The sequence below is a fragment of the Chengkuizengella sp. SCS-71B genome (assembly GCF_040100845.1).
Lineage (GTDB): Bacteria > Bacillota > Bacilli > Paenibacillales > KCTC-33759 > Chengkuizengella.
In genome coordinates, this window is sequence record NZ_JAZHSH010000001.1 from 2,690,772 (window position 1) to 2,709,286 (window position 18,515).

The following is an 18,515-nucleotide window of genomic DNA, read 5'->3' on the forward strand; positions in this document are numbered from 1 at the left end:
ATCTAGTAGATTCGCACATGCAGCCAGTACCTATTCGACATATATTATTTTATGGGGTTATACAATATACCTCAAATATATTAAAAATATAAGGAGATGTTTTATAATGAGTTGCAATAGTTATAAAAGTGACGTTTGTTGTCCAATCTCGTGTGCTGGTATTGATTTATTCCCTTCACAATTAATTTTAATTAAAAGATGTACACCTATTAGAACTCAGTGTGATAATTCAACAGAAGCTACTTTATTTACAACAACAATTACAACAACTTCACAACTTCCTAGCGGAATGATTACAGTCGTAAATACTAGTTCTGAGTGTACAATGACAGTCACAGTAACAGATGAAGGAGTAGCTACTCCTTATGAGGTTATGCCCTTATCTTCAATAACAGTGGAAGTAAGCAGCTTATCTCTGGTTACTGTAACATGTGATGGAACTGATCCGGATGCGTTCTGTAATGGTACTTTTGATGCTGATTTACAATATACTATCAATAAATAATCTTAAGCATTGATTGGCTTAATTTACGTACGGATTACAACTAGTTTGAAATTATATCAATCCTGATAGTATTATCGGGATTGATATAATTTATAAATAATTTTATTTTACATTACCTTCATCCCTTTCTACTGATAAATATGTCTTCTGATTATATTTCCATTTTCAATTTGAAGCTTTTTCCTCCTTTTCACCATTAGCATTTTTTGCACTATAGAATTTTTTTAATATTGGTAAAAAAAAGATCATTTCTTCATATAATTAATGTTAATATGAGGTAATCTAATGAATTGATTACTTCTACTTAATGAGGGAGGATGTAACCATGAACAAAGGGGTAGATACAATAGAACGCGTTCGATCCATCATTAAACGAAGTTCTAATATCGTTTTTTTGGGAGGGGCTGGTGTGTCGACGGAAAGCAACATCCCTGACTTTAGATCCAATAAAGGTTTATTTCAGCAAGATCGTTCAGTAGAAGAGATTTTAAGTTTTAGTTTTTTCAAAAAGTACCCAGAAGAATTTTATTCATTTTATAGAGAGCATTTGATACATGAAAATGCGCTGCCCAATCAAGCCCACCAATCACTAGCGCGTTTAGAACAGCAAGGAAAAATAAAAGCAGTAATCACCCAGAACATTGATGGGCTTCATCAATCTTCTGGGAGCCATATCGTTCTTGAATTACACGGTTCTATTCATCGAAACTTCTGTATGGATTGTCAAATGTTCTATGCACTAGACAAAATAATAAATAATGAAGGAACTATTCCTAGATGTGAACAATGTGAAGGAATTATTAAACCCGACGTTGTTTTATATGAGGAAAGATTAGACGAAGATATTCTTGATAGCGCTGTAGACTTTATTTCAAAAGCCGAGGTATTCATCGTTGGAGGGACTTCCCTAAGTGTATACCCGGCTGCGGGATTGATTGAATATTATAGAGGGGAGCACTTTATTCTAATTAATAAAGCACCAACTCCCTATGATTCTAGGGCAAATTATGTCATTTATGATCATGTCGGAAAGGTTATGAGTCAATTCGTTTAATTTAATAATTTACTGCCCCTATTCATTACTAGCGAAGGATTAGGATTCCAACAATTGTAACGATCATCGCTCCAAAAGCTACTACAACGCCTGCCCAAGCTGGAACAACGGACTTACTGTTTCTTTTATCCTGACGTAAATCATCAATTTGCGAGTTCAAATCATCAATTTCTTTATCTCTTGCTTTGAACATTTCATTAAGCTCTGGTCTCGGAACAAAACTCTTATTCCAAGTATCAAGTTTTGTATCCATTTTAACAACTACGTCACGTATTGATTTGAGCTCAGCTTCCAATTTTGCCATGCGTTCAATATCTTCTTTCTCCATGTTCATCTCCCCCGTTTCTATTAAAATTTCATTTTTTTTATATTGATATGCTTTATAATATGACACTAATGAATGAATGGATTGGATGGATGTCCAATAGAATTAAAAATCCGCAAATATCATTTTTTATTACCACATTTTTTTTCATAAAGTTATACACAAAGAAAAAAGCTTCCCCTAGTTAAAGTGAACCCTTTGTAAGGAACCTTTTAGTATTGGAGAAGCCTTTTTAACCTTCAAGTTTTTATGTTTTTAATCCAATGAATGTACTAAATGTTTACGCACTATGAAATTGCGCTTCTTCAGTTGAGCCTTTTAAGGCTGTAGTTGATGATGTACCACCAGTAATCACTTGTGAAACTTCATCAAAGTAACCTGTCCCTACTTCTCTTTGATGTTTAGTTGCTGTATAACCATATTGTTCGTTCGCAAATTCTGCTTGCTGCAGTTTGGAATAAGCAGCCATACCGCTTTCTTTGTATCCTTTTGCAAGTTCAAACATACTGTGATTCAATGCATGGAAACCTGCTAGCGTTACAAATTGGAACTTATATCCCATCTTCCCTAATTCCTGCTGGAACTTTGCAATGGTTGCGTCATCAAGCTTTGCTTTCCAATTAAAAGATGGGGAACAGTTATATGCAAGTAATTTGTTTGGATACTTTTCATGAATAGCATCAGCAAATCGTTTTGCCTGTTCTAGGTCTGGAGTGGAAGTTTCACACCAAATTAGGTCTGCATATGGTGCATAAGATAGACCTCTAGCTATTGCCTGATCCAAGCCTGCTTTTGTTTTAAAGAACCCTTCTGAAGTTCGCTCACCTGTAATAAATGGTTTGTCAGCATCATCAATATCACTTGTAATCATATCTGCTGCATCTGCATCTGTTCTGGCAATTAATACTGTCGGAACCCCCATTACATCTGCTGCTAATCTAGCTGAGATTAAATTACGCACAGCCGTTTGTGTAGGTAATAATACTTTACCGCCTAAATGACCACATTTTTTTTCTGAAGAAAGCTGATCTTCAAAATGCACACCAGAAGCACCGGATTCGATCATTCCTTTCATTAATTCAAATACATTTAATTGACCGCCAAAACCTGCTTCTGCATCTGCAACAATCGGTGCAAACCAATCTATACTATCATCTTCTTCTAAATGACTTATTTGATCTGCACGCTGTAAAGCTTGATTAATTCTTTTTACAACGTGAGGTACACTGTTTGCCGGGTATAAACTTTGATCAGGATACATTTGTCCAGCTAAATTAGCATCTGCTGCTACCTGCCACCCACTTAAATAAATCGCTTTTAAACCTGCTTTCACTTGTTGAACAGCTTGATTTCCTGTTAATGCGCCTAATGCATTAACATAACTTTCAGACTGCATTAATTTCCAAAGTTTTTTTGACCCTTCTTTTGCTAATGTGTGTTCAATATCCATAGACCCACGTAATTTGATTACCTCTTCTGCTGTATACGGTCTAGTTATATCATTCCAACGCTCATCAATTTGCCAACTTAATTCTAAATTTTGTATTCTTTTCATCATTTCTACTTCCTCCAATTTGTTTTTTATTGTATTTTATAAAATGATTTCTTTTATAAATGTTTGTAACCAGGTAACGTTAAGAATTCAGTAAATTCATTATTTTCAATTAATTTATTAAACAGTTGTACAGCTTCCTTTATAAAACTATTTTCAAATCTTTCAGCACCTCGCTCAGCCTTTATTTTCTCTAACTCTTCTTCTTGTAATTGCTGAACAAGTTCCAAAGTTAATTTTCTTCCATCATCGAGAATCCCTTTCGGATGTCTTATCCACTGCCATAACTGTGCTCGTGAAATTTCAGCAGTTGCTGCATCTTCCATCAAATTGTGAATAGGAGCAGCACCATTACCAGACAGCCAAGAATCAATATATTGAATACCAACATTAATATTGGTACGTACACCAGTCTCAGTGATGTTTCCTTCTGGAACAGCAAGTAAATCCTTAGCTGTTACTTTAATATCTTCTCTTTTTCTGTGAATCTGATTTGCACTCGGCATGATTTTATCAAACATTTCTAATGCAACAGGAACCAGACCAGGATGTGCAACCCATGTTCCATCGTGACCATCTAAAGCTTCTCTTTCTTTATCTGCGCTAACCTTTTGGAAAGCTTCTTCATTTGCCTTAGGATTATTTTTAATCGGAATTTGAGCAGCCATTCCTCCAATTGCTGGTGCATTTCTTCGGTGACAGGTCTGAATGACTAATTGTGAATAAGCCCTCATAAATGGCACAGTCATCGTTACTTCAGAACGATCTGGCAAAATCATTTCATCATGATTTCTGAATTTTTTAATATAGCTAAAAATATAATCCCATCGTCCACAATTTAATCCTGCTGAATGCTCTCTTAATTCATATAAAATCTCATTCATTTCAAAGGAAGCTAATATCGTTTCGATGAGTACTGTTGCTTTTATCGTCCCTTGCGGAATTTGCAACTCATTTTGAGCAAAAACAAACACCTCATTCCAAAGCCTTGCCTCAAGGTGATTTTCTAACTTTGGTAAATAATAATAAGGACCGCTTCCAATTTCCATACACTTCTTAGCATTATGATACAAGTACAATCCAAAATCTACTAAGCTTGCTGATGCTGGTTCTCCATCTACAATGATATGTTTCTCCTCTAAATGCCAGCCTCTAGGACGAACGATTAATACAGCGATCTCTTCATTCAAACTATATTTTTTTCCATTCGCGTTTTCAAAAGTAATTGATCTATTCACGGCATCACGAAGATTGATTTGCCCCTCTATACAATTTTCCCATTTGGGGGAGTTAGCATCTTCAAAATCTGCCATAAAAACCTTTGCTCCAGAATTCAAGGCATTGATTATCATTTTCCGATCAACTGGACCTGTAATTTCTACTCTTCTATCTTGGAGATCCTTAGGTAAAGAGGCAATTGTCCAATCACCATTACGAATATGTTCTGTCTCCTTAATAAAATCAGGCATTTCTCCTTCATCTATTCTCTGTTGGCGTAAAATTCTGTTATATAACAATTCTTTTCTTTTACCTCTAAATTGGCGTTCTAAATTTGAAATAAATTGTAAAGCTCCGTCTGTTAATACTTCCTTAACTTTTCCATTTACTTCATTAAGAACCTCAATCCCAGATATATCGGTATTCATTAGATAAACTCACCCTCTCAATCATTTGTTATAGTACAGTTTATTAAATTTAATTGTATTATATAACAGATAACTTAAAAAGAGAACCCCTTTTTTAAAATTTCTAAAAATTTTTAGTTAGGAGGATACTTTAAGTGTCATTAAGGGCGTTTGTTGAATACTTAAATGGTTTCTAAACTATGTGATCGCAGATGATCTATTTGTAAGAGAAGACAATGAGGGGTAAAAAAGGAATGTTATTAATTAAAAATAGAAATGTATACTATTCCGCACCAAATTACTAATTGGTACGGAAAATTTTTATATTTTCACTTCTTTATTAACATAAGCTTCAGGGTAATTTCCTTTTAGAACATTTACAATGTTTTGAACCGTTAACTTCATCATTTTGGTTCTAGTTTCAATGGTAGCACTTCCTATATGAGGAACAACCACAACCTGATTAAATTTTAGTAAAGGATGTTGATTTGATATTGGTTCTTTTCTAAACACATCTAATCCAGCACCTGCTATTTCTCCATTCTGTAATGCTTGGACCAGATCATCTTCAACAACAGATAATCCACGTCCCACATTAATAAAAATGGCAGTGTTTTTCATTTTTGAAAAAGCTGCTTCATCAAATTTATCTCTTGTTTCATCTGTTAAAGGAAGTAAATTGACAATAAAATCTGCCTTTTCCAACAATTCATAAAAAGAACAGTACTTTGCATTTAGAGCTCTCTCTACACTTTCTCTTCTAGTACGGTTGTGATATATCACTTCCATATCAAACCCAGTTGCTCTTTTCGCTACTTTTTCTCCAATCCGTCCCATACCCACTATTCCAAGAGTTTTATGATGAATATCTCTACCAACTAATAACAAGGGATCCCAATCCTTCCAATTGCTACCCTTTACAAATTGATAACCTTCTACAATTCGTCTAGCAGTTGACATCAATAAGGCAAAAGCTAAGTCTGCAGTTGTATCATTTAAAATATCCGGTGTATTACATACAAAGATTTTCTGTTTAGTAGCTGCTACAATATCAATATTGTCGTATCCTACAGCCATGTTAGAAATAACTTTTAATTGTGGAGAATTGTCAATGATGGAGTGATCAATGGTATCATCAAGTGTCGTGAATAGTGCTGTAGCTTTAACTGCCTCTTTTTTTAAAATATCTAACGGCACTTTTCCATTTTCTCCATTCCACATTTTTACGAAAGCTATTTTCTCTAGTGGTTCCACAACTTCATTGGGTATTTTTTTAGTGATATATACATAAGGTTGATTCATATATTCATCTCCCAACTTCAAGAAAATATTTAAATATAGAAAAAATCCCTACTAGTATTTTCAACTATAGGGATCTTATTGTAAAGTTATTATAATTCCTCACCTTTAAATGCATCTAACAAGCAGTTGAAAATAATAATTACGATTGGAATTATCAGAGTCAAATATTTGTCGATTTTTATAAAGATTGAGAAAAAAGATGAGGAAGTTGATGAATCTGATTTTTGGGCAAGCTTCATTGAGAAAAATTCCTTGTTTGATATAATGGAGTTATTCGTAATGATTCGCAACCACTTGATGAAAATTACTTTTACGAAAAAAGTAGTTGAATAAGCTGTTCAAGTGTAGATGAAATTGACGGTGAATTCGTAGAAATTACTTACATTTACTTAGCCTAGGAGGAATAAATATGAAATTTTTTATTGATACTGCAAACATTGAAGAAATTCGGGAAGCTCATTCAGTAGGAATTTTATCTGGAGTTACAACAAATCCAAGTTTAGTTGCAAAGGAAAACGTTTCTTTTCATGATCGCTTAAAAGAAATAACCTCCATAGTATCTGGTTCAGTTAGTGCCGAGGTTATTGCAACAACAGCACCAGAAATGATTGAAGAAGGAAAAGAACTTTCAAAAATTGCACCGAATATTACCATTAAAGTTCCTATGACAATAGAAGGTCTAAAAGCTGTTAAAGCTTTTTCAGACGAAGGAATCAAGACGAATGTAACACTCATTTTTAATGCAAACCAAGCATTACTCGCTGCAAGAGCTGGGGCTACATATGTTTCACCTTTCTTAGGGCGTTTAGATGATATCGGACATAATGGATTAGAATTAATTTCAACAATTTCTGAAATATTTAATGTGCACAATCTTGATACAGAAATTATTGCAGCTTCTATTCGTCACCCACTTCATATTACAGATGCAGCGTTGTATGGTGCTCATATTGCAACTGTTCCTTACAAAGTCATCATGCAGCTTTGTAATCACCCTTTGACAGACCAAGGAATTGAAAAGTTTTTAGCAGATTGGAATAATCGAAACGACTAAAAAGAATCTTTTCGGCTTAGTGTGATGAGGACAGCAAAGTTAATTTTTTATACTCTATTGGGAATCTATATAAATCCACTGGCTTAATGTCAGTGGGTTTATATCCATTCTCATCCCCCTCTCTAATCATAATTCTACCCTTTATACTAATAAAAAAAAGAAACATATTCACGTCAGTTAATCTTTTTTTTATATGAGAAAAGGTACACACATCCAGTCAATTTACTAAGATTTTATTTCAATAAAATTGATTTGACAAGTAGATATTGCAGTATTACTAACATCAGCACCAAAAGGATTGGTAACATCAGTTAATATAACGATACCTTCCCCAGCTTTTGCAACAGTTCCTATTAACCTAGATAGAGGCGAACCTGGTCTAGTTAAATAATTAATTTCAACAGTTTTATTTAATAAGGTAGCTAATTCATTTGTAGCTGGATCTTCACAACAACTACATTCACCTTTCATATCCTTTCTAACTGGTTTTAATTGTGTTTTCTTACCTAATATATTATTTCCAACTGCAGTGACATTACATATGGGAAAACATCTTATAACCCCTCCTACATTTATTGTTGCTAGAAAATTCTCTACAGAATTGATTGTACCTACTTGTTCAGCTGAAATTGTAAAGACCCTAGTATCGGGTATATTTATCAATTGTTGCATTACGCATTGCATAGGACAAACACAACAATCGCATTTTGACTTGTCAAAAACACCCATCCTAATCACTCTCCTTCTCACATTCATTATTTGTTAAGATATAGTATGAATTGGACTGCATCCATGATTGTACATATACCTATAAGAAATTCACATTTTATCTCTGTCAACTCCATGCAGAAGAGATTGCATTATTATTTCAAAACCTGACAAAAGCACAATTTAATAAAGAGGCACAAACATCCAATCAAAACTTCTTTTAAATCTATATAATATCTAATTAAATAAATTTATAAGGGGTAGAGATTATGGGACATTTTGATGAGAGTATTTGTGATTGCTGCGTCTGCCCGATGCAGTGTGTTTTAGAGCAATTGGTGGGTATAGACAATATAGGTATCGTAACTCCAACATTTGCAGATGATGGAATCATTATTAACCAAGTAAAAGATTTTATAGCATTCACAAATCGAGGGAATTTCCCAATTTGTCAAATTTCATCAGTTTCTAACGATAACTCAATAATTCCAGTAATTAAACAATCTATAAAACAAAGTAAAGGAGTGTGTTCCTGTTGCGAAGACCCTATTACAAATTTAGCAAAGTCAATGATTGGAAAAAACGTTAATATTGAATTGATTTCTCCTACTGGTGTTTCTTTTTTCGATGAAATTATAGTTGTTGGGGAAGGTATTATTGTAGGCAGATTTCCTTTGAATTTTGATGTAATAGAAATTTTTTCTTCGTGTGCAGTAACAAGGATTTCTAATTAAATTAATAACAACTTGAAAAGTCCTCACCACCAGTTACCTAAGCCAATAGAAGAAAATCACTTCTGTACTTTATTCTTTGCCCCACTCCACAACCCATTAACAGAACCCCATCACTATACCAACTAAAATTGTAACAATTGAATCTATTATTATTTGTTCTGACTCATTTTTTTCTCTTTGGCATACATTTTTTTCACTTAATAACACAACCTATTCTATATACACTAACAAATCTTATAAGGAATGGAGTTCGAGAATATGAAAAGATTAACATCTATAACATTGACAGCTTTACTGTTATTTAGTGGAATAATATCAGCTTCTGCTCAAACAATGGATAATGAAACAACAATGAATCCTAATAAAGGTCCTGAATTAGAACAGAGAAAAGAAGAGCCTAAACAAGAAAAAAACAATTCTTCTTCAGCAATGGATGAATATAAAGAGATATTGTATAAATTAGATGAATTAAAACAACAAATTCATGAGCTTCACATGCAGGTTAATAGCAATAAGGATGAAATTGTCGACTTATTCTCGAAGGGTGAAGATTAAAGTTAGATCGCGATATCTTATGGGCGCAGGATGATACGCAAAAGCACAATTTTTGAATACAGTACACACGTCCAATCAAACAATACTTATTTGAATACATTAATAAAAAATGAAAAGGACGTGTGTAATATGGGACATTTCGATAAATCCATCTGTGATTGTTGTACCTGCCCAATGCAATGTGTCTTGGAGCAATTGATAGGGAAAACTATAGCTACAATATCGTTCCTTAGTATAGGAGTTGATAGTTGGACGTGTGTCCTAGGGCAAGTACACATTTTTCAGTTTAAAACCCCACTACATAAATAGTGAGGTTTCCGTAGAAGGATCTTATGAGCGGACTACTCTATGTTCAAACTCTTCATAACGATGCAGTTTAAACAAATAAAAAAGGAAACACATTATCTTCGATTCCAAAATTATCTTGAGTATCATCTTTTATATCAGCATCAATTGTATTTGTTGCACTCACAAAATTATTCGTTCTTGGTAAATCTCCTCTATTAAAACAACCACTACCAGCATATGCTTTTGTGTATTCTACAGGTGTTATCTGAACTGAATCTCCTGCACGTACTTTACTTCCACCCGAAACATTAATGATTTTGGCAACGCCTAAAATGGATGGCATATCCTTCATCACTCCTTGTGTTTTTGATAGAGAATCGTAGTTCCCTTATACACCATATGTAGATATTAGACTATGTGAGTGGGCATCTACCTATGAAACTTATTATTTTCTTGTTGAAATCGAAACCCTTGTGAGCATCTAACATAACAAACGCAAGTACACATTTTCATAGTTAAAAACCCCACTATATAAATAGGTGAGGTTTTCCCTAGAGAGATTATATGAGTAGATAGTAAGCTGCCAATATATTCTATGTTCAAATGCTTCATTTGGTATAGACACGTGACTTGATTGTTTAAAATGTGCTTTATCCTACGTCCATTAAAAACCATCATTGTCAAAATTCTATCGGTTCCAAACTTGCCATATAACCTTTTTATCTTTCTATCCCTAGATATTCGCACAAATAGCCAAGGAACTGCAATAGCTCCTTGGTAAAGGGGTAAGTCAATGGGTGTTGTGTTTGCTGCATTCCAAAGTCTCAAAGCAAATGTATTTACAGTATATATTATGCTATCCAACTATCTTTGATTGTGTGAATGCGGATGTCTGAAATAAATAGGCGTTGTTAACTAATCGTTATTTTTCTTTGTCATCCCATATCAGCGCCCTTCTGTTAACCGTTTAATCATAAATTTAATTTTCAAACTGTAATTCTATAATATGAATACAGTTGCTTTAAGGCTCCGAGACCCAATTAAAACAAATCCTAAGGTCGGTCTAGTTACACTAGTACATCTGATATCATACGTATTTAATCCAGCAATTGGGTTGTCGTCCACTAGGGGAAAGCTTGGAAAGTTTGTATGTCTTCCTTGAACAACAGATTCATAATCCATTTCATCATTGATCGTTGCAATAACAGTGTCATTACGTAGCAGTTCATATGTTACTTCAAAAGTTTGCCCCATCAAAGTAAGTCCCAGTACAGCTATTTGTGCCATTGTATCGATAGAAACTTGTGTTTTCTGTGGTTGTTTCACACACACATCGACGGTAGATACAACTGCAGATGGATTAGCTGGTGTTAAATTAATTACATTTGGATCACTTGTATTATATACATCTAGTACTGAAACTGTATCCGCAACAACAAAAAAGCCCTTTTTCATCTCCAAAAACTTACCTCCCAACTCGTTAAATTATCTGTTCATCATATCTTATGAAAAATCTAATAAAGTTGCTTGGACTCTTATCTATAGGCTGGAATGTAAAAAAGGCAACCACACAAAATAATTTACCAAATATTTATTTTAAAGTATAATTTAGGGATGTACTGGATTCTTTATCAACCTATGAATAGGATATAGTTGATAAAGTTTTAAAGTAAATTCAAATCTCTGCCTATTAAAGATTGGCTACCTACTATTACGCACTCATATTATCTCTCTAAGGAAACCTCACTATTAATGATAGTGGGTTTTTTTCTATCAAAAATGTGTACTTGCCTTAGGAACACCAGTCCAACCAAAGTAGAATTTCCTAACATAGTATATAGTACATCATATTGTAAAGGGATTAACATGAGTGGACAAAGTTCTGCTACAGGTGCTATTGTACTATTCATACTCTTAGTTATCATATTAATAGGTTCATGGGGTTCAGATATTTGACCATGATCCACTAGCCATTATCCAAGTACACTAAAATAAAATATATAATGTAATTGCACTAGAATACTAGCCTATACAAATTCATTTAACTACAAGACTACTAACTAAGAAACTTATAACAAAAAAGCTTATAATTTTTACCCCTAATATAATCTTGAAATATTCAAATATGACAAGATATAGACTTTTTTATGTACGTTTCTATCATAAAGTTTTTTCACAAAAAAATTAGTCCATAAGGAATTGGGTTCTCTGAACATAAAGTATAGCCGGAGGTGAGATGTATGATTTTAATAGGGGTAATAATCTTTTTTTTACTAAAAGGATTTATAGATTTTGTTAATGAATTATTGATTGAAATCATAACTGAGTTAGTTTTAATAAAAGAATCCGACTAATAAATAAACAGGGACCATCTCCCAAGGCTAAATACTCCCTAGTGACCGATAGTGAACCAGTACCGTGAGGGAAAGGTGAAAAACACCCCGGAAGGGGAGTGAAAGAGACCTTACTCAACACCCCAGACGAGTGATTAGCTTCCTGGGGGCTTAGTTGCTGTGAAGATTCTATGACAAATTTAGCAAATTCAATGAAAGGAGGCATTATTAATGTTGATTTTTTGACCCCTAGTACTGGTACTTTTCTTGATGAAATAATAAATGTAGGAGAAGGGATAGTCGTAGGTAGGTTTCCACTTGATATGTCTTTCACCGAGATTTATTCTACTTGTACGATAACAAGAATTACTTCAGCTAATCAACAACAAATTAATGATTCTTCTAGAGCTTCTAATTCGCATTGGTTTAAAAATGCTACACCCCCACCAGTTATTTAAAACCAGCGAGGGAACAAAGAATCTATTTTGATTGGACGGGTGTCCCAGTAAAAGTACATATTTTTCATAAAATAAAGCCCCACTACGTTGAATAGTGAGGTTTATTCTTCACACCTGACAAAAGCACAATTTAATAAAGAAGCACAAACATCCAACCAAAACTTTTTTGAACCCATATAATATTTAATCAAATAAATTTATAAGGAGTAGAGATTATGGGACATTTTGATGAGAGTATTTGTGATTGCTGCGTCTGCCCGATGCAGTGTGTTTTGGAAGAGTTGGTTGAAGTCGAGGGTTTGGTGATTGATACACCTGTTAATAATATTCCTACAACTATTACTGGTGTTAATGATTTCATTGCATCAACTACTGATGGAGATATTCCAGTATGTCAAATTACTCATGTAGAAATTATTAATCCTCCAGATACGCTAATTACCACAGCATTATCTGCTTTAAAACCTATAAGAAAAAATAGTAAAGGGGAATGTGCTTGTTGTGAAGACCCTATGACAAATTTATTAAAGTTTGAAATCGGAAATACTTTCGAAGTTGAATTCATTGGTACAACTGGACCATTCACAAACGAAATCCTAGGTGTAGGTGAAGGAATTCTTATAGGAGTTGATAGTGGACCTAGCCTTTTTTTAGATATTTATTCTACATGTGCAATTACAAGGGTTATTCCAATCACCCAACAACAAATTAATGATCCAACTAGACTTTCAAGAAAAACCACTCTCCCACCAGCTACCTAAAAGCCAGTGGGAAGAGGTATATTTATTTTATTTTAATTTCATTTTGATTTCTTCCCTCGGTAAATTAATAAACTATCTAACTTTTGTAGGATCTGAACTTACATAATCCCGCTTAAAATTAGACAGGGCTTTGAATTTGCTATATTGATTATTATCCTGCCTCTGCAATTTCAAGAGCAGAATAACTAACAACGAGAATGATAACTAAAAGAATAAATAGCACTAGAACAATTCCTGCTCCAGTAGCAATTCCACTATAGCTACCCATACAAACGCCTCCTTTCAATTTATCCAATTTTGATGTATATACTATGTTCAGAAATCTAAACTGCTTGGGTCGATGTTCTGATACAAGCGCACAATTTCCATAGTTTAAAATCCCACTACATAAATAGTGAGATTTCCGTAGAGAGATTACATGAGTGATGATACTGGCTCTGCTGTCTCAGGTCTAGGAGCACTCGGCGGCAAAAGTAACATCAGGTTTCCACTATATCTACCTCCACTTGCAGCAGCTAGGATAATAACTAATAGAATAAATAAAACCAAAACTATAGCTGCTCCCATAAAAACGCCTCCTTTCTATATGAGATGTACGTTATTATTTGATATTTTTATAAGCTTACATTACCTAAAAAAGGATCGTTTGGTGCGAAAACAATTGTTCCACTACGACTACTGCCTCCACCTGCAGAAATTAATATGATAACTAAAAGAATGAATAGCACTAGAACAATTCCTGCTCCAGTAGTAATTCCACTATAACTACCTATGTTAATCCCTCCTTCCAATATGATGTAATATACTATGAAAGGAAATTCTACTTTGTCTGGACTGGTGTCCTAGTGCAAGTACACATTTTTAATAGATTAAAACCCCACTACATAAATAGTGAGGTTTACATCGTAGAGAGATTATATGAGTGCCCTCCTATTTCTAGGAGATCAATGTCAAAATTTTAGGTCTGAATGTAAATTGTGTGCACAGTACGGTCTCCTTGGTTTTTATTCATTAAATTGAATAGGGGGTATTGTTTTCTTGTTACCTCTTAAACAACTTTTTCGTACCACAAGACCCTTCACAAAGCCCATCTGGTATACTTGAATTACATTTATTTTCATCAATTGCAATATTATCGACTTCTAGTGAATTATTTTGAATGTCTGGGTTATTGCCTAATAAACAATTAGAACGGATGCCAAAGAAATCAGTATCTGTTTCTTCTATAACTATTCCAGCACCTAGGTTGTTCTCTATACAATTATCATCTATAATGGTTTGGATTTCTGGCTCAAAAGATTGATTCATCTGAATTCCATTTTCTTTATTCCTCTGACAACAATTCTTATTAACTATATTATCTATGTTATTTAATTCTATCCCATCACCCTCATTTTTGTTGCATATATTTTCCCATAGGATGATTATACTAGAATCTTCCTCGGGTACCAGAATACCATTTTTTTTATTTTTTATAGCTCTATTATTAAATAATAAATTTCTAATATTAGTGATAACAAAACCATTTCCTTTATTTTTAAAACTATAATTTTCGATACATTTATTTATAAAATCTAATTGAATACCATGATGGCCATTATTTTTTGCCTCGTTAAATAATAATAAGTTATGAGCATCTACAATAAAACCCTTACCTCGATTGCCATCTGCATGACATTTAATAAAGTAAGTTAAATCACCTTGAGGACTATTAAACCCAATTTTTTTGCTCATACTTGCCTTACATTCATTGAGAAGATTTAGTTTTAAGTCTGCTGAAATATTAAATCCATGTTCTCTATTGCTATTGGATTGAACTCTTTCTAAAGTATTAAACTCGTCATTTATATTCACTCCGCTGAGCACAAAATTTTGAACTGTTAGGTTTTCTATTGAGCTGAGCTTACTGTTGAGTAAAATACCATTTTCTACTATATTTGTTCCATCAATGATAGTTTTCCACATGTCTGCTCCTACAATTCTGAGACGATCTTTATCAACAATAACTGCTTCGTTAAATACTCCATCTCCAATATTGATTTGAAAGCCGTCTGGCGCATCATCTATAGCTTGTTGTATGGTTTCACCTTCCTGTACATCGATGGCATCATTTCTTTCACATAATCCTAAAGGTGTACTCGTTTCACAATCGTTGTCTGCAAAAGTACAATCTTCCACCATATCTTCTACGAAAATGTCCGGTGAGTTTCCTTTTAAACAATTAGAACGAACGGCAGTATCATCCCCAGCTATTCTGATACCAGCAAGTGCGCTATTTTTAACTATATTCTGATCAATGATATTGTCAGTATTTTTTACAAAAATTCCGTTGTTTTTATTATTGATGATTTGATTTTTTATCATTTTTGTAAAATTTCCAGTCATGACGATTCCATTCGATTCATTTGCTTTACTGATATTATCGCATAAAGTTATAGATGATCCATTTGTAAATCCATTTCCTTTGTTATTATTGGATTTGTTAGATAGGAAGATATTTGTATTCCCATTTCCTCCAAAACCATCACCACCATTATATAAAGCAGCATTAGAGATGATATAACTTTCTCTTCCAGATACATGAAATCCATCTTGCCTGTTATTTTCTGCTAAACAACAGGTTATTAAATTGTTGTCCCTAGAGCTTTCTATAAAAACCCCATTTTCGTTATATATCATTTTACATTGGATAATATTATTATTGTCGTTGCCCACGTGGATCCCATCTCCAACATTTTCATTGATTTCACATTGCATTAATATATTGATAGTTCTTGTTATTTTGATTCCATGCTCTCCATTATTTAGTACTTGAACCTTATGAATAATATTCAACTCATCATTCATTTCAATACCAGAACCACCACTGAAGTTTTGCACCGTTAAGTCTTCGATCGCAACTAAGATTGCATTGATTATAATGCCAGATGTTGCAGCGCCCTGTCCGTCAATGAACGTTTTTCCTTTGCCTGCACCGATGAGGCGAATGCCATTTTTATTTATGGTAATTGCTTCTGGAAATATCCCTTTTGCTACTCTTATGGTATCGAAAGGTTCTGCTGCTGCTAAAGCAACATTTATGGTTGGAAATTCAGATGGTACTTTAAGTACGGCCATCTTTGTTTCACCCTCTCTGTTCTGAATTACTCATTAAATGCATTATATTCAAGATGAAAGGATGGCGTATGGACGAATGTATAGAAATTTATAAAATTTAAAATACAAAAAAGCCTCTGTTTATCGGTTAATTCCTCCGATTCAACAAGGCTCATTACTACTTCATTTGATTTCGTTTTCTTGGTTGCATCCTTTGCAAACTACGCCCTTCCTGTTAACCGTTTAACAATAAAATTTTATTTTCAAACTAATATTTATACTGTAAATACTGTTGCTTTAAGACTTCTTGAAGCAACAAAAATATCTCCTTCTGCATTTGTTGAAACCCTTGTAATTCTTAGTTCATACGTATTGATTCCAGCACATGGATTATTATCTACTAAAGGAAAGTTTGGAAAGTTTGTATGTCTTCCATCGGCGCCTGCTCTCGCATAATCCATTTCATCACTGATCGTTGCAATGGTAGTGCCATTGCGTAGGAGCTCATATGTTACTTCAAAAGTTACAGAAGGAGGTCCATCATCATTACATATTGCAATTTGTGCCATTGAATCAATGCAGACCTGTGTTTTCTGTGGATCCTTAACACATACATCGACAGTAGCTACAATTTCAAAGTCACCATCATTACTAAGTATAATTATATTTTCATCCCCAGGATCATATGGATCATCTACTGAAACCGTATCAGCTACAACTAAAATTCCTTTCTTTAATCCCATAAACTCACCTCCCAACTTCATAATTACCCGTTCATCCTATCTTATGAATAATCTAATGAAGTTGCTTGGACTCTTATCCTTAGGCTGGAATGTAAAAAACATACTAAGATTAGTAATGCAGACCAAGGCATTGGTTTGCATTACTATTTTTATATAGTAGAAGTGAAGAATAGATCGAGCGCTCTTTTGGATCATGAATCCGTATTAAAAACTGATCTACTTCACTACCCTTATTTGAACCAGGTGTTAGTTTGTTTTCATGTTGTTTCATTCCACTCACCTCTCACGGAACACTTCTATTCTTATTGTGTAAGAAGTACAGGAGAATACGCAAGAGCACAATTAATATTGTATAGTACACGCGTCCAATCATCGTAATCCCAATTTGAATACACTATTAAAAACTGAAAGGTCGTGTTAATATGGGCGTTTTCGATAAATCCATCTGTGATTGCTGCGTTTGTCCGATGCAGTGTGCTTTAGAACAGTTGATCGAACCGCAAACACAAATAAATGTCATAGTCACTACCCTTGGTGCTATAACTATCTTGCTGGGAACTTTTACGTTAACAGAAGTCAAAGGTTTTATTGCAACGACGAGTGTGGAAATAGACGTCGCAATCTGTAAAATCATTACAGTCGGTTTTCAAACTCTTCCAACTGATTTTAAGTTAAAGCCCGTTCGAAAGGACATCGTTGGAGAATGTGTATGTTGCGAAGATCCGATGACGAATTTGTTAGTAGGTAAGATTGGAACGAACATCTCTATACCTTCTGGTGGAGGACCTAGTGGCATTATATCAGCAGGTGTAAAGGATGTTGGAGAAGGCATTGTTTTATTAGAAAATATAAATATGGGCGGCGGCATACCAATAACACCTTTTGGTATAACTTCTACATGCTTGTTAGACGCCATAGGACCTCCTAGTTAGTTTTCCATTCAACTGCACACACCAACTACCTAATACAAGCCAATGGGGATTATTCCTATTTCTTTACTGTATTCATCACACCCCTGATAACAGCACAATTTAATATTACAGTACAAACGCCCAATCAAAACACTAATAAAAACATAAAAAAACAGAACACTTGGCTAACCACTTTCAATATGATGTAAGAGGCTGGGACATAAGTTGAAAACTAACTGATTTTTGCTTAATACGCATAAATAAAATCGCATGAAATCAAGGATTATTAAATTGATTTCATGCGATTTATTCATTTTAATTGGGTTTTGTCCCAGCCTCTTTATTCTATGAAAAATCTGTACTTGCCCTAGGATACTAGTCCAATCAAAGTAGATTATTTAACATTATATATTACATCATATAGAAAGGAGGGATTAGCATGAGTAGACACAAATCGTTCTGCAGCAGGAATTGTTCTAAGTACTATTCATACTCCTAGTTATTATTTTAG

Annotated in this window: 21 protein-coding genes; 9 read left to right on the forward strand and 12 right to left on the reverse strand. The window is 33.9% G+C overall.

Translation table 11 applies throughout. The annotated features are described in order from the left end of the window. The first annotated feature begins 106 nt into the window (after positions 1-106). Together VQL36_RS13080 and VQL36_RS13085 are read left to right on the forward strand one after the other, a co-directional pair. Complete coding sequence (locus VQL36_RS13080; RefSeq protein WP_349249749.1) at positions 107-505, forward strand: S-Ena type endospore appendage; 399 nt, start codon at positions 107-109, stop codon at positions 503-505. A gap of 325 nt (positions 506-830) precedes the next feature. Continuing rightward, positions 831-1,559 (forward strand): NAD-dependent protein deacylase, encoded by a 729-nt coding sequence (locus VQL36_RS13085; RefSeq protein WP_349249750.1) that lies wholly within the window; start codon positions 831-833, stop codon positions 1,557-1,559. A gap of 28 nt (positions 1,560-1,587) precedes the next feature. On the opposite strand, the gene VQL36_RS13090 is transcribed toward VQL36_RS13085, so the two are convergent. The 4 genes from VQL36_RS13090 to VQL36_RS13105 all read right to left on the reverse strand — a co-directional run bounded on the left by VQL36_RS13090 (position 1,588) and on the right by VQL36_RS13105 (position 6,363). After that, positions 1,588-1,953 carry a hypothetical protein gene (locus VQL36_RS13090; protein WP_349249751.1) on the reverse strand — a complete coding sequence of 122 codons (366 nt, stop codon included), beginning with the start codon at positions 1,951-1,953 and terminating at the stop codon, positions 1,588-1,590. Between the two features lie 211 nt (positions 1,954-2,164). Further along, complete coding sequence (gene aceA, locus VQL36_RS13095) at positions 2,165-3,442, reverse strand: isocitrate lyase (RefSeq protein WP_349249752.1); 1,278 nt, start codon at positions 3,440-3,442, stop codon at positions 2,165-2,167. Between the two features lie 50 nt (positions 3,443-3,492). Continuing rightward, a complete protein-coding gene (gene aceB / locus VQL36_RS13100) occupies positions 3,493-5,082 on the reverse strand; it encodes a malate synthase A (protein ID WP_349249753.1) in 1,590 nt (529 codons plus the stop codon). A gap of 300 nt (positions 5,083-5,382) precedes the next feature. Beyond that, positions 5,383-6,363 (reverse strand): D-glycerate dehydrogenase, encoded by a 981-nt coding sequence (locus tag VQL36_RS13105; protein ID WP_349249754.1) that lies wholly within the window; start codon positions 6,361-6,363, stop codon positions 5,383-5,385. Positions 6,364-6,489: 126 nt separating this feature from the next. Here VQL36_RS13105 and VQL36_RS13110 point away from each other — a divergent pair, with 126 nt between their 5' ends. Together VQL36_RS13110 and fsa are read left to right on the forward strand one after the other, a co-directional pair. After that, entirely contained in the window at positions 6,490-6,696 is a 207-nt protein-coding gene (locus VQL36_RS13110; RefSeq protein ID WP_349249755.1) for a hypothetical protein, read from the forward strand. Positions 6,697-6,772: 76 nt separating this feature from the next. After that, positions 6,773-7,417: a fructose-6-phosphate aldolase gene (gene fsa, locus VQL36_RS13115; RefSeq protein ID WP_349249756.1), complete on the forward strand. Its 645-nt coding sequence runs from the start codon at positions 6,773-6,775 to the stop codon at positions 7,415-7,417. A 225-nt stretch (positions 7,418-7,642) separates the two neighbouring features. Here fsa and VQL36_RS13120 read toward each other — a convergent pair whose 3' ends face one another. Next, the gene (locus VQL36_RS13120) at positions 7,643-8,089 is read right to left on the reverse strand and encodes a hypothetical protein (protein WP_349249757.1); all 447 of its coding nucleotides are present in this window, start codon (positions 8,087-8,089) and stop codon (positions 7,643-7,645) included. Between the two features lie 305 nt (positions 8,090-8,394). On the opposite strand from VQL36_RS13120, the gene VQL36_RS13125 reads away from it, so the two are divergent. After that, the gene (locus VQL36_RS13125) at positions 8,395-8,859 is read left to right on the forward strand and encodes a hypothetical protein (protein WP_349249758.1); all 465 of its coding nucleotides are present in this window, start codon (positions 8,395-8,397) and stop codon (positions 8,857-8,859) included. A gap of 258 nt (positions 8,860-9,117) precedes the next feature. Continuing rightward, entirely contained in the window at positions 9,118-9,414 is a 297-nt protein-coding gene (locus VQL36_RS13130) for a hypothetical protein (protein WP_349249759.1), read from the forward strand. Between the two features lie 376 nt (positions 9,415-9,790). On the opposite strand, the gene VQL36_RS13135 is transcribed toward VQL36_RS13130, so the two are convergent. Both VQL36_RS13135 and VQL36_RS13140 read right to left on the reverse strand, forming a co-directional pair. Next, the gene (locus VQL36_RS13135) at positions 9,791-10,045 is read right to left on the reverse strand and encodes a spore germination protein (RefSeq protein ID WP_349249760.1); all 255 of its coding nucleotides are present in this window, start codon (positions 10,043-10,045) and stop codon (positions 9,791-9,793) included. 656 nt (positions 10,046-10,701) lie between these two features. Then, entirely contained in the window at positions 10,702-11,163 is a 462-nt protein-coding gene (locus VQL36_RS13140; protein ID WP_349249761.1) for a hypothetical protein, read from the reverse strand. A 1,063-nt stretch (positions 11,164-12,226) separates the two neighbouring features. On the opposite strand from VQL36_RS13140, the gene VQL36_RS13145 reads away from it, so the two are divergent. Together VQL36_RS13145 and VQL36_RS13150 are read left to right on the forward strand one after the other, a co-directional pair. Continuing rightward, a complete protein-coding gene (locus tag VQL36_RS13145) occupies positions 12,227-12,493 on the forward strand; it encodes a hypothetical protein (RefSeq protein ID WP_349249762.1) in 267 nt (88 codons plus the stop codon). Between the two features lie 215 nt (positions 12,494-12,708). After that, positions 12,709-13,254 (forward strand): hypothetical protein, encoded by a 546-nt coding sequence (locus tag VQL36_RS13150; protein ID WP_349249763.1) that lies wholly within the window; start codon positions 12,709-12,711, stop codon positions 13,252-13,254. Positions 13,255-13,668: 414 nt separating this feature from the next. On the opposite strand, the gene VQL36_RS13155 is transcribed toward VQL36_RS13150, so the two are convergent. The 5 genes from VQL36_RS13155 to VQL36_RS13175 form a co-directional block, all read right to left on the reverse strand. Then, positions 13,669-13,821 carry a hypothetical protein gene (locus VQL36_RS13155; RefSeq protein ID WP_349249764.1) on the reverse strand — a complete coding sequence of 51 codons (153 nt, stop codon included), beginning with the start codon at positions 13,819-13,821 and terminating at the stop codon, positions 13,669-13,671. Positions 13,822-13,868: 47 nt separating this feature from the next. Continuing rightward, positions 13,869-14,045 carry a hypothetical protein gene (locus VQL36_RS13160; RefSeq protein ID WP_349249765.1) on the reverse strand — a complete coding sequence of 59 codons (177 nt, stop codon included), beginning with the start codon at positions 14,043-14,045 and terminating at the stop codon, positions 13,869-13,871. Positions 14,046-14,295: 250 nt separating this feature from the next. Beyond that, complete coding sequence (locus VQL36_RS13165) at positions 14,296-16,371, reverse strand: right-handed parallel beta-helix repeat-containing protein (RefSeq protein WP_349249766.1); 2,076 nt, start codon at positions 16,369-16,371, stop codon at positions 14,296-14,298. Between the two features lie 254 nt (positions 16,372-16,625). Next, positions 16,626-17,093: a hypothetical protein gene (locus VQL36_RS13170; RefSeq protein WP_349249767.1), complete on the reverse strand. Its 468-nt coding sequence runs from the start codon at positions 17,091-17,093 to the stop codon at positions 16,626-16,628. Between the two features lie 109 nt (positions 17,094-17,202). Next, entirely contained in the window at positions 17,203-17,364 is a 162-nt protein-coding gene (locus VQL36_RS13175; RefSeq protein WP_349249768.1) for a hypothetical protein, read from the reverse strand. A gap of 151 nt (positions 17,365-17,515) precedes the next feature. Here VQL36_RS13175 and VQL36_RS13180 point away from each other — a divergent pair, with 151 nt between their 5' ends. After that, positions 17,516-18,025 carry a hypothetical protein gene (locus tag VQL36_RS13180; protein WP_349249769.1) on the forward strand — a complete coding sequence of 170 codons (510 nt, stop codon included), beginning with the start codon at positions 17,516-17,518 and terminating at the stop codon, positions 18,023-18,025. Positions 18,026-18,515 lie beyond the last annotated feature (490 nt).

Excerpts from the sequence above, each read along its gene's own strand:
- VQL36_RS13105 (WP_349249754.1), bottom strand. The coding sequence starts at position 6,363 with ATGAATCAACCTTATGTATATATCACTAAAAAAATACCCAATGAAGTT.
- fsa (WP_349249756.1), top strand. The coding sequence starts at position 6,773 with ATGAAATTTTTTATTGATACTGCAAACATTGAAGAAATTCGGGAAGCT.
- VQL36_RS13135 (WP_349249760.1), bottom strand. The coding sequence starts at position 10,045 with ATGCCATCCATTTTAGGCGTTGCCAAAATCATTAATGTTTCGGGTGGA.
- VQL36_RS13170 (WP_349249767.1), bottom strand. The coding sequence starts at position 17,093 with ATGGGATTAAAGAAAGGAATTTTAGTTGTAGCTGATACGGTTTCAGTA.
- VQL36_RS13180 (WP_349249769.1), top strand. The coding sequence starts at position 17,516 with ATGGGCGTTTTCGATAAATCCATCTGTGATTGCTGCGTTTGTCCGATG.
- aceA (WP_349249752.1), bottom strand. The coding sequence starts at position 3,442 with ATGATGAAAAGAATACAAAATTTAGAATTAAGTTGGCAAATTGATGAG.
- VQL36_RS13085 (WP_349249750.1), top strand. The coding sequence starts at position 831 with ATGAACAAAGGGGTAGATACAATAGAACGCGTTCGATCCATCATTAAA.
- VQL36_RS13145 (WP_349249762.1), top strand. The coding sequence starts at position 12,227 with ATGACAAATTTAGCAAATTCAATGAAAGGAGGCATTATTAATGTTGAT.
- VQL36_RS13080 (WP_349249749.1), top strand. The coding sequence starts at position 107 with ATGAGTTGCAATAGTTATAAAAGTGACGTTTGTTGTCCAATCTCGTGT.
- VQL36_RS13130 (WP_349249759.1), top strand. The coding sequence starts at position 9,118 with ATGAAAAGATTAACATCTATAACATTGACAGCTTTACTGTTATTTAGT.
- VQL36_RS13150 (WP_349249763.1), top strand. The coding sequence starts at position 12,709 with ATGGGACATTTTGATGAGAGTATTTGTGATTGCTGCGTCTGCCCGATG.
- VQL36_RS13120 (WP_349249757.1), bottom strand. The coding sequence starts at position 8,089 with ATGCAACAATTGATAAATATACCCGATACTAGGGTCTTTACAATTTCA.
- VQL36_RS13165 (WP_349249766.1), bottom strand. The coding sequence starts at position 16,371 with ATGGCCGTACTTAAAGTACCATCTGAATTTCCAACCATAAATGTTGCT.
- aceB (WP_349249753.1), bottom strand. The coding sequence starts at position 5,082 with ATGAATACCGATATATCTGGGATTGAGGTTCTTAATGAAGTAAATGGA.
- VQL36_RS13175 (WP_349249768.1), bottom strand. The coding sequence starts at position 17,364 with ATGAAACAACATGAAAACAAACTAACACCTGGTTCAAATAAGGGTAGT.
- VQL36_RS13155 (WP_349249764.1), bottom strand. The coding sequence starts at position 13,821 with ATGGGAGCAGCTATAGTTTTGGTTTTATTTATTCTATTAGTTATTATC.
- VQL36_RS13125 (WP_349249758.1), top strand. The coding sequence starts at position 8,395 with ATGGGACATTTTGATGAGAGTATTTGTGATTGCTGCGTCTGCCCGATG.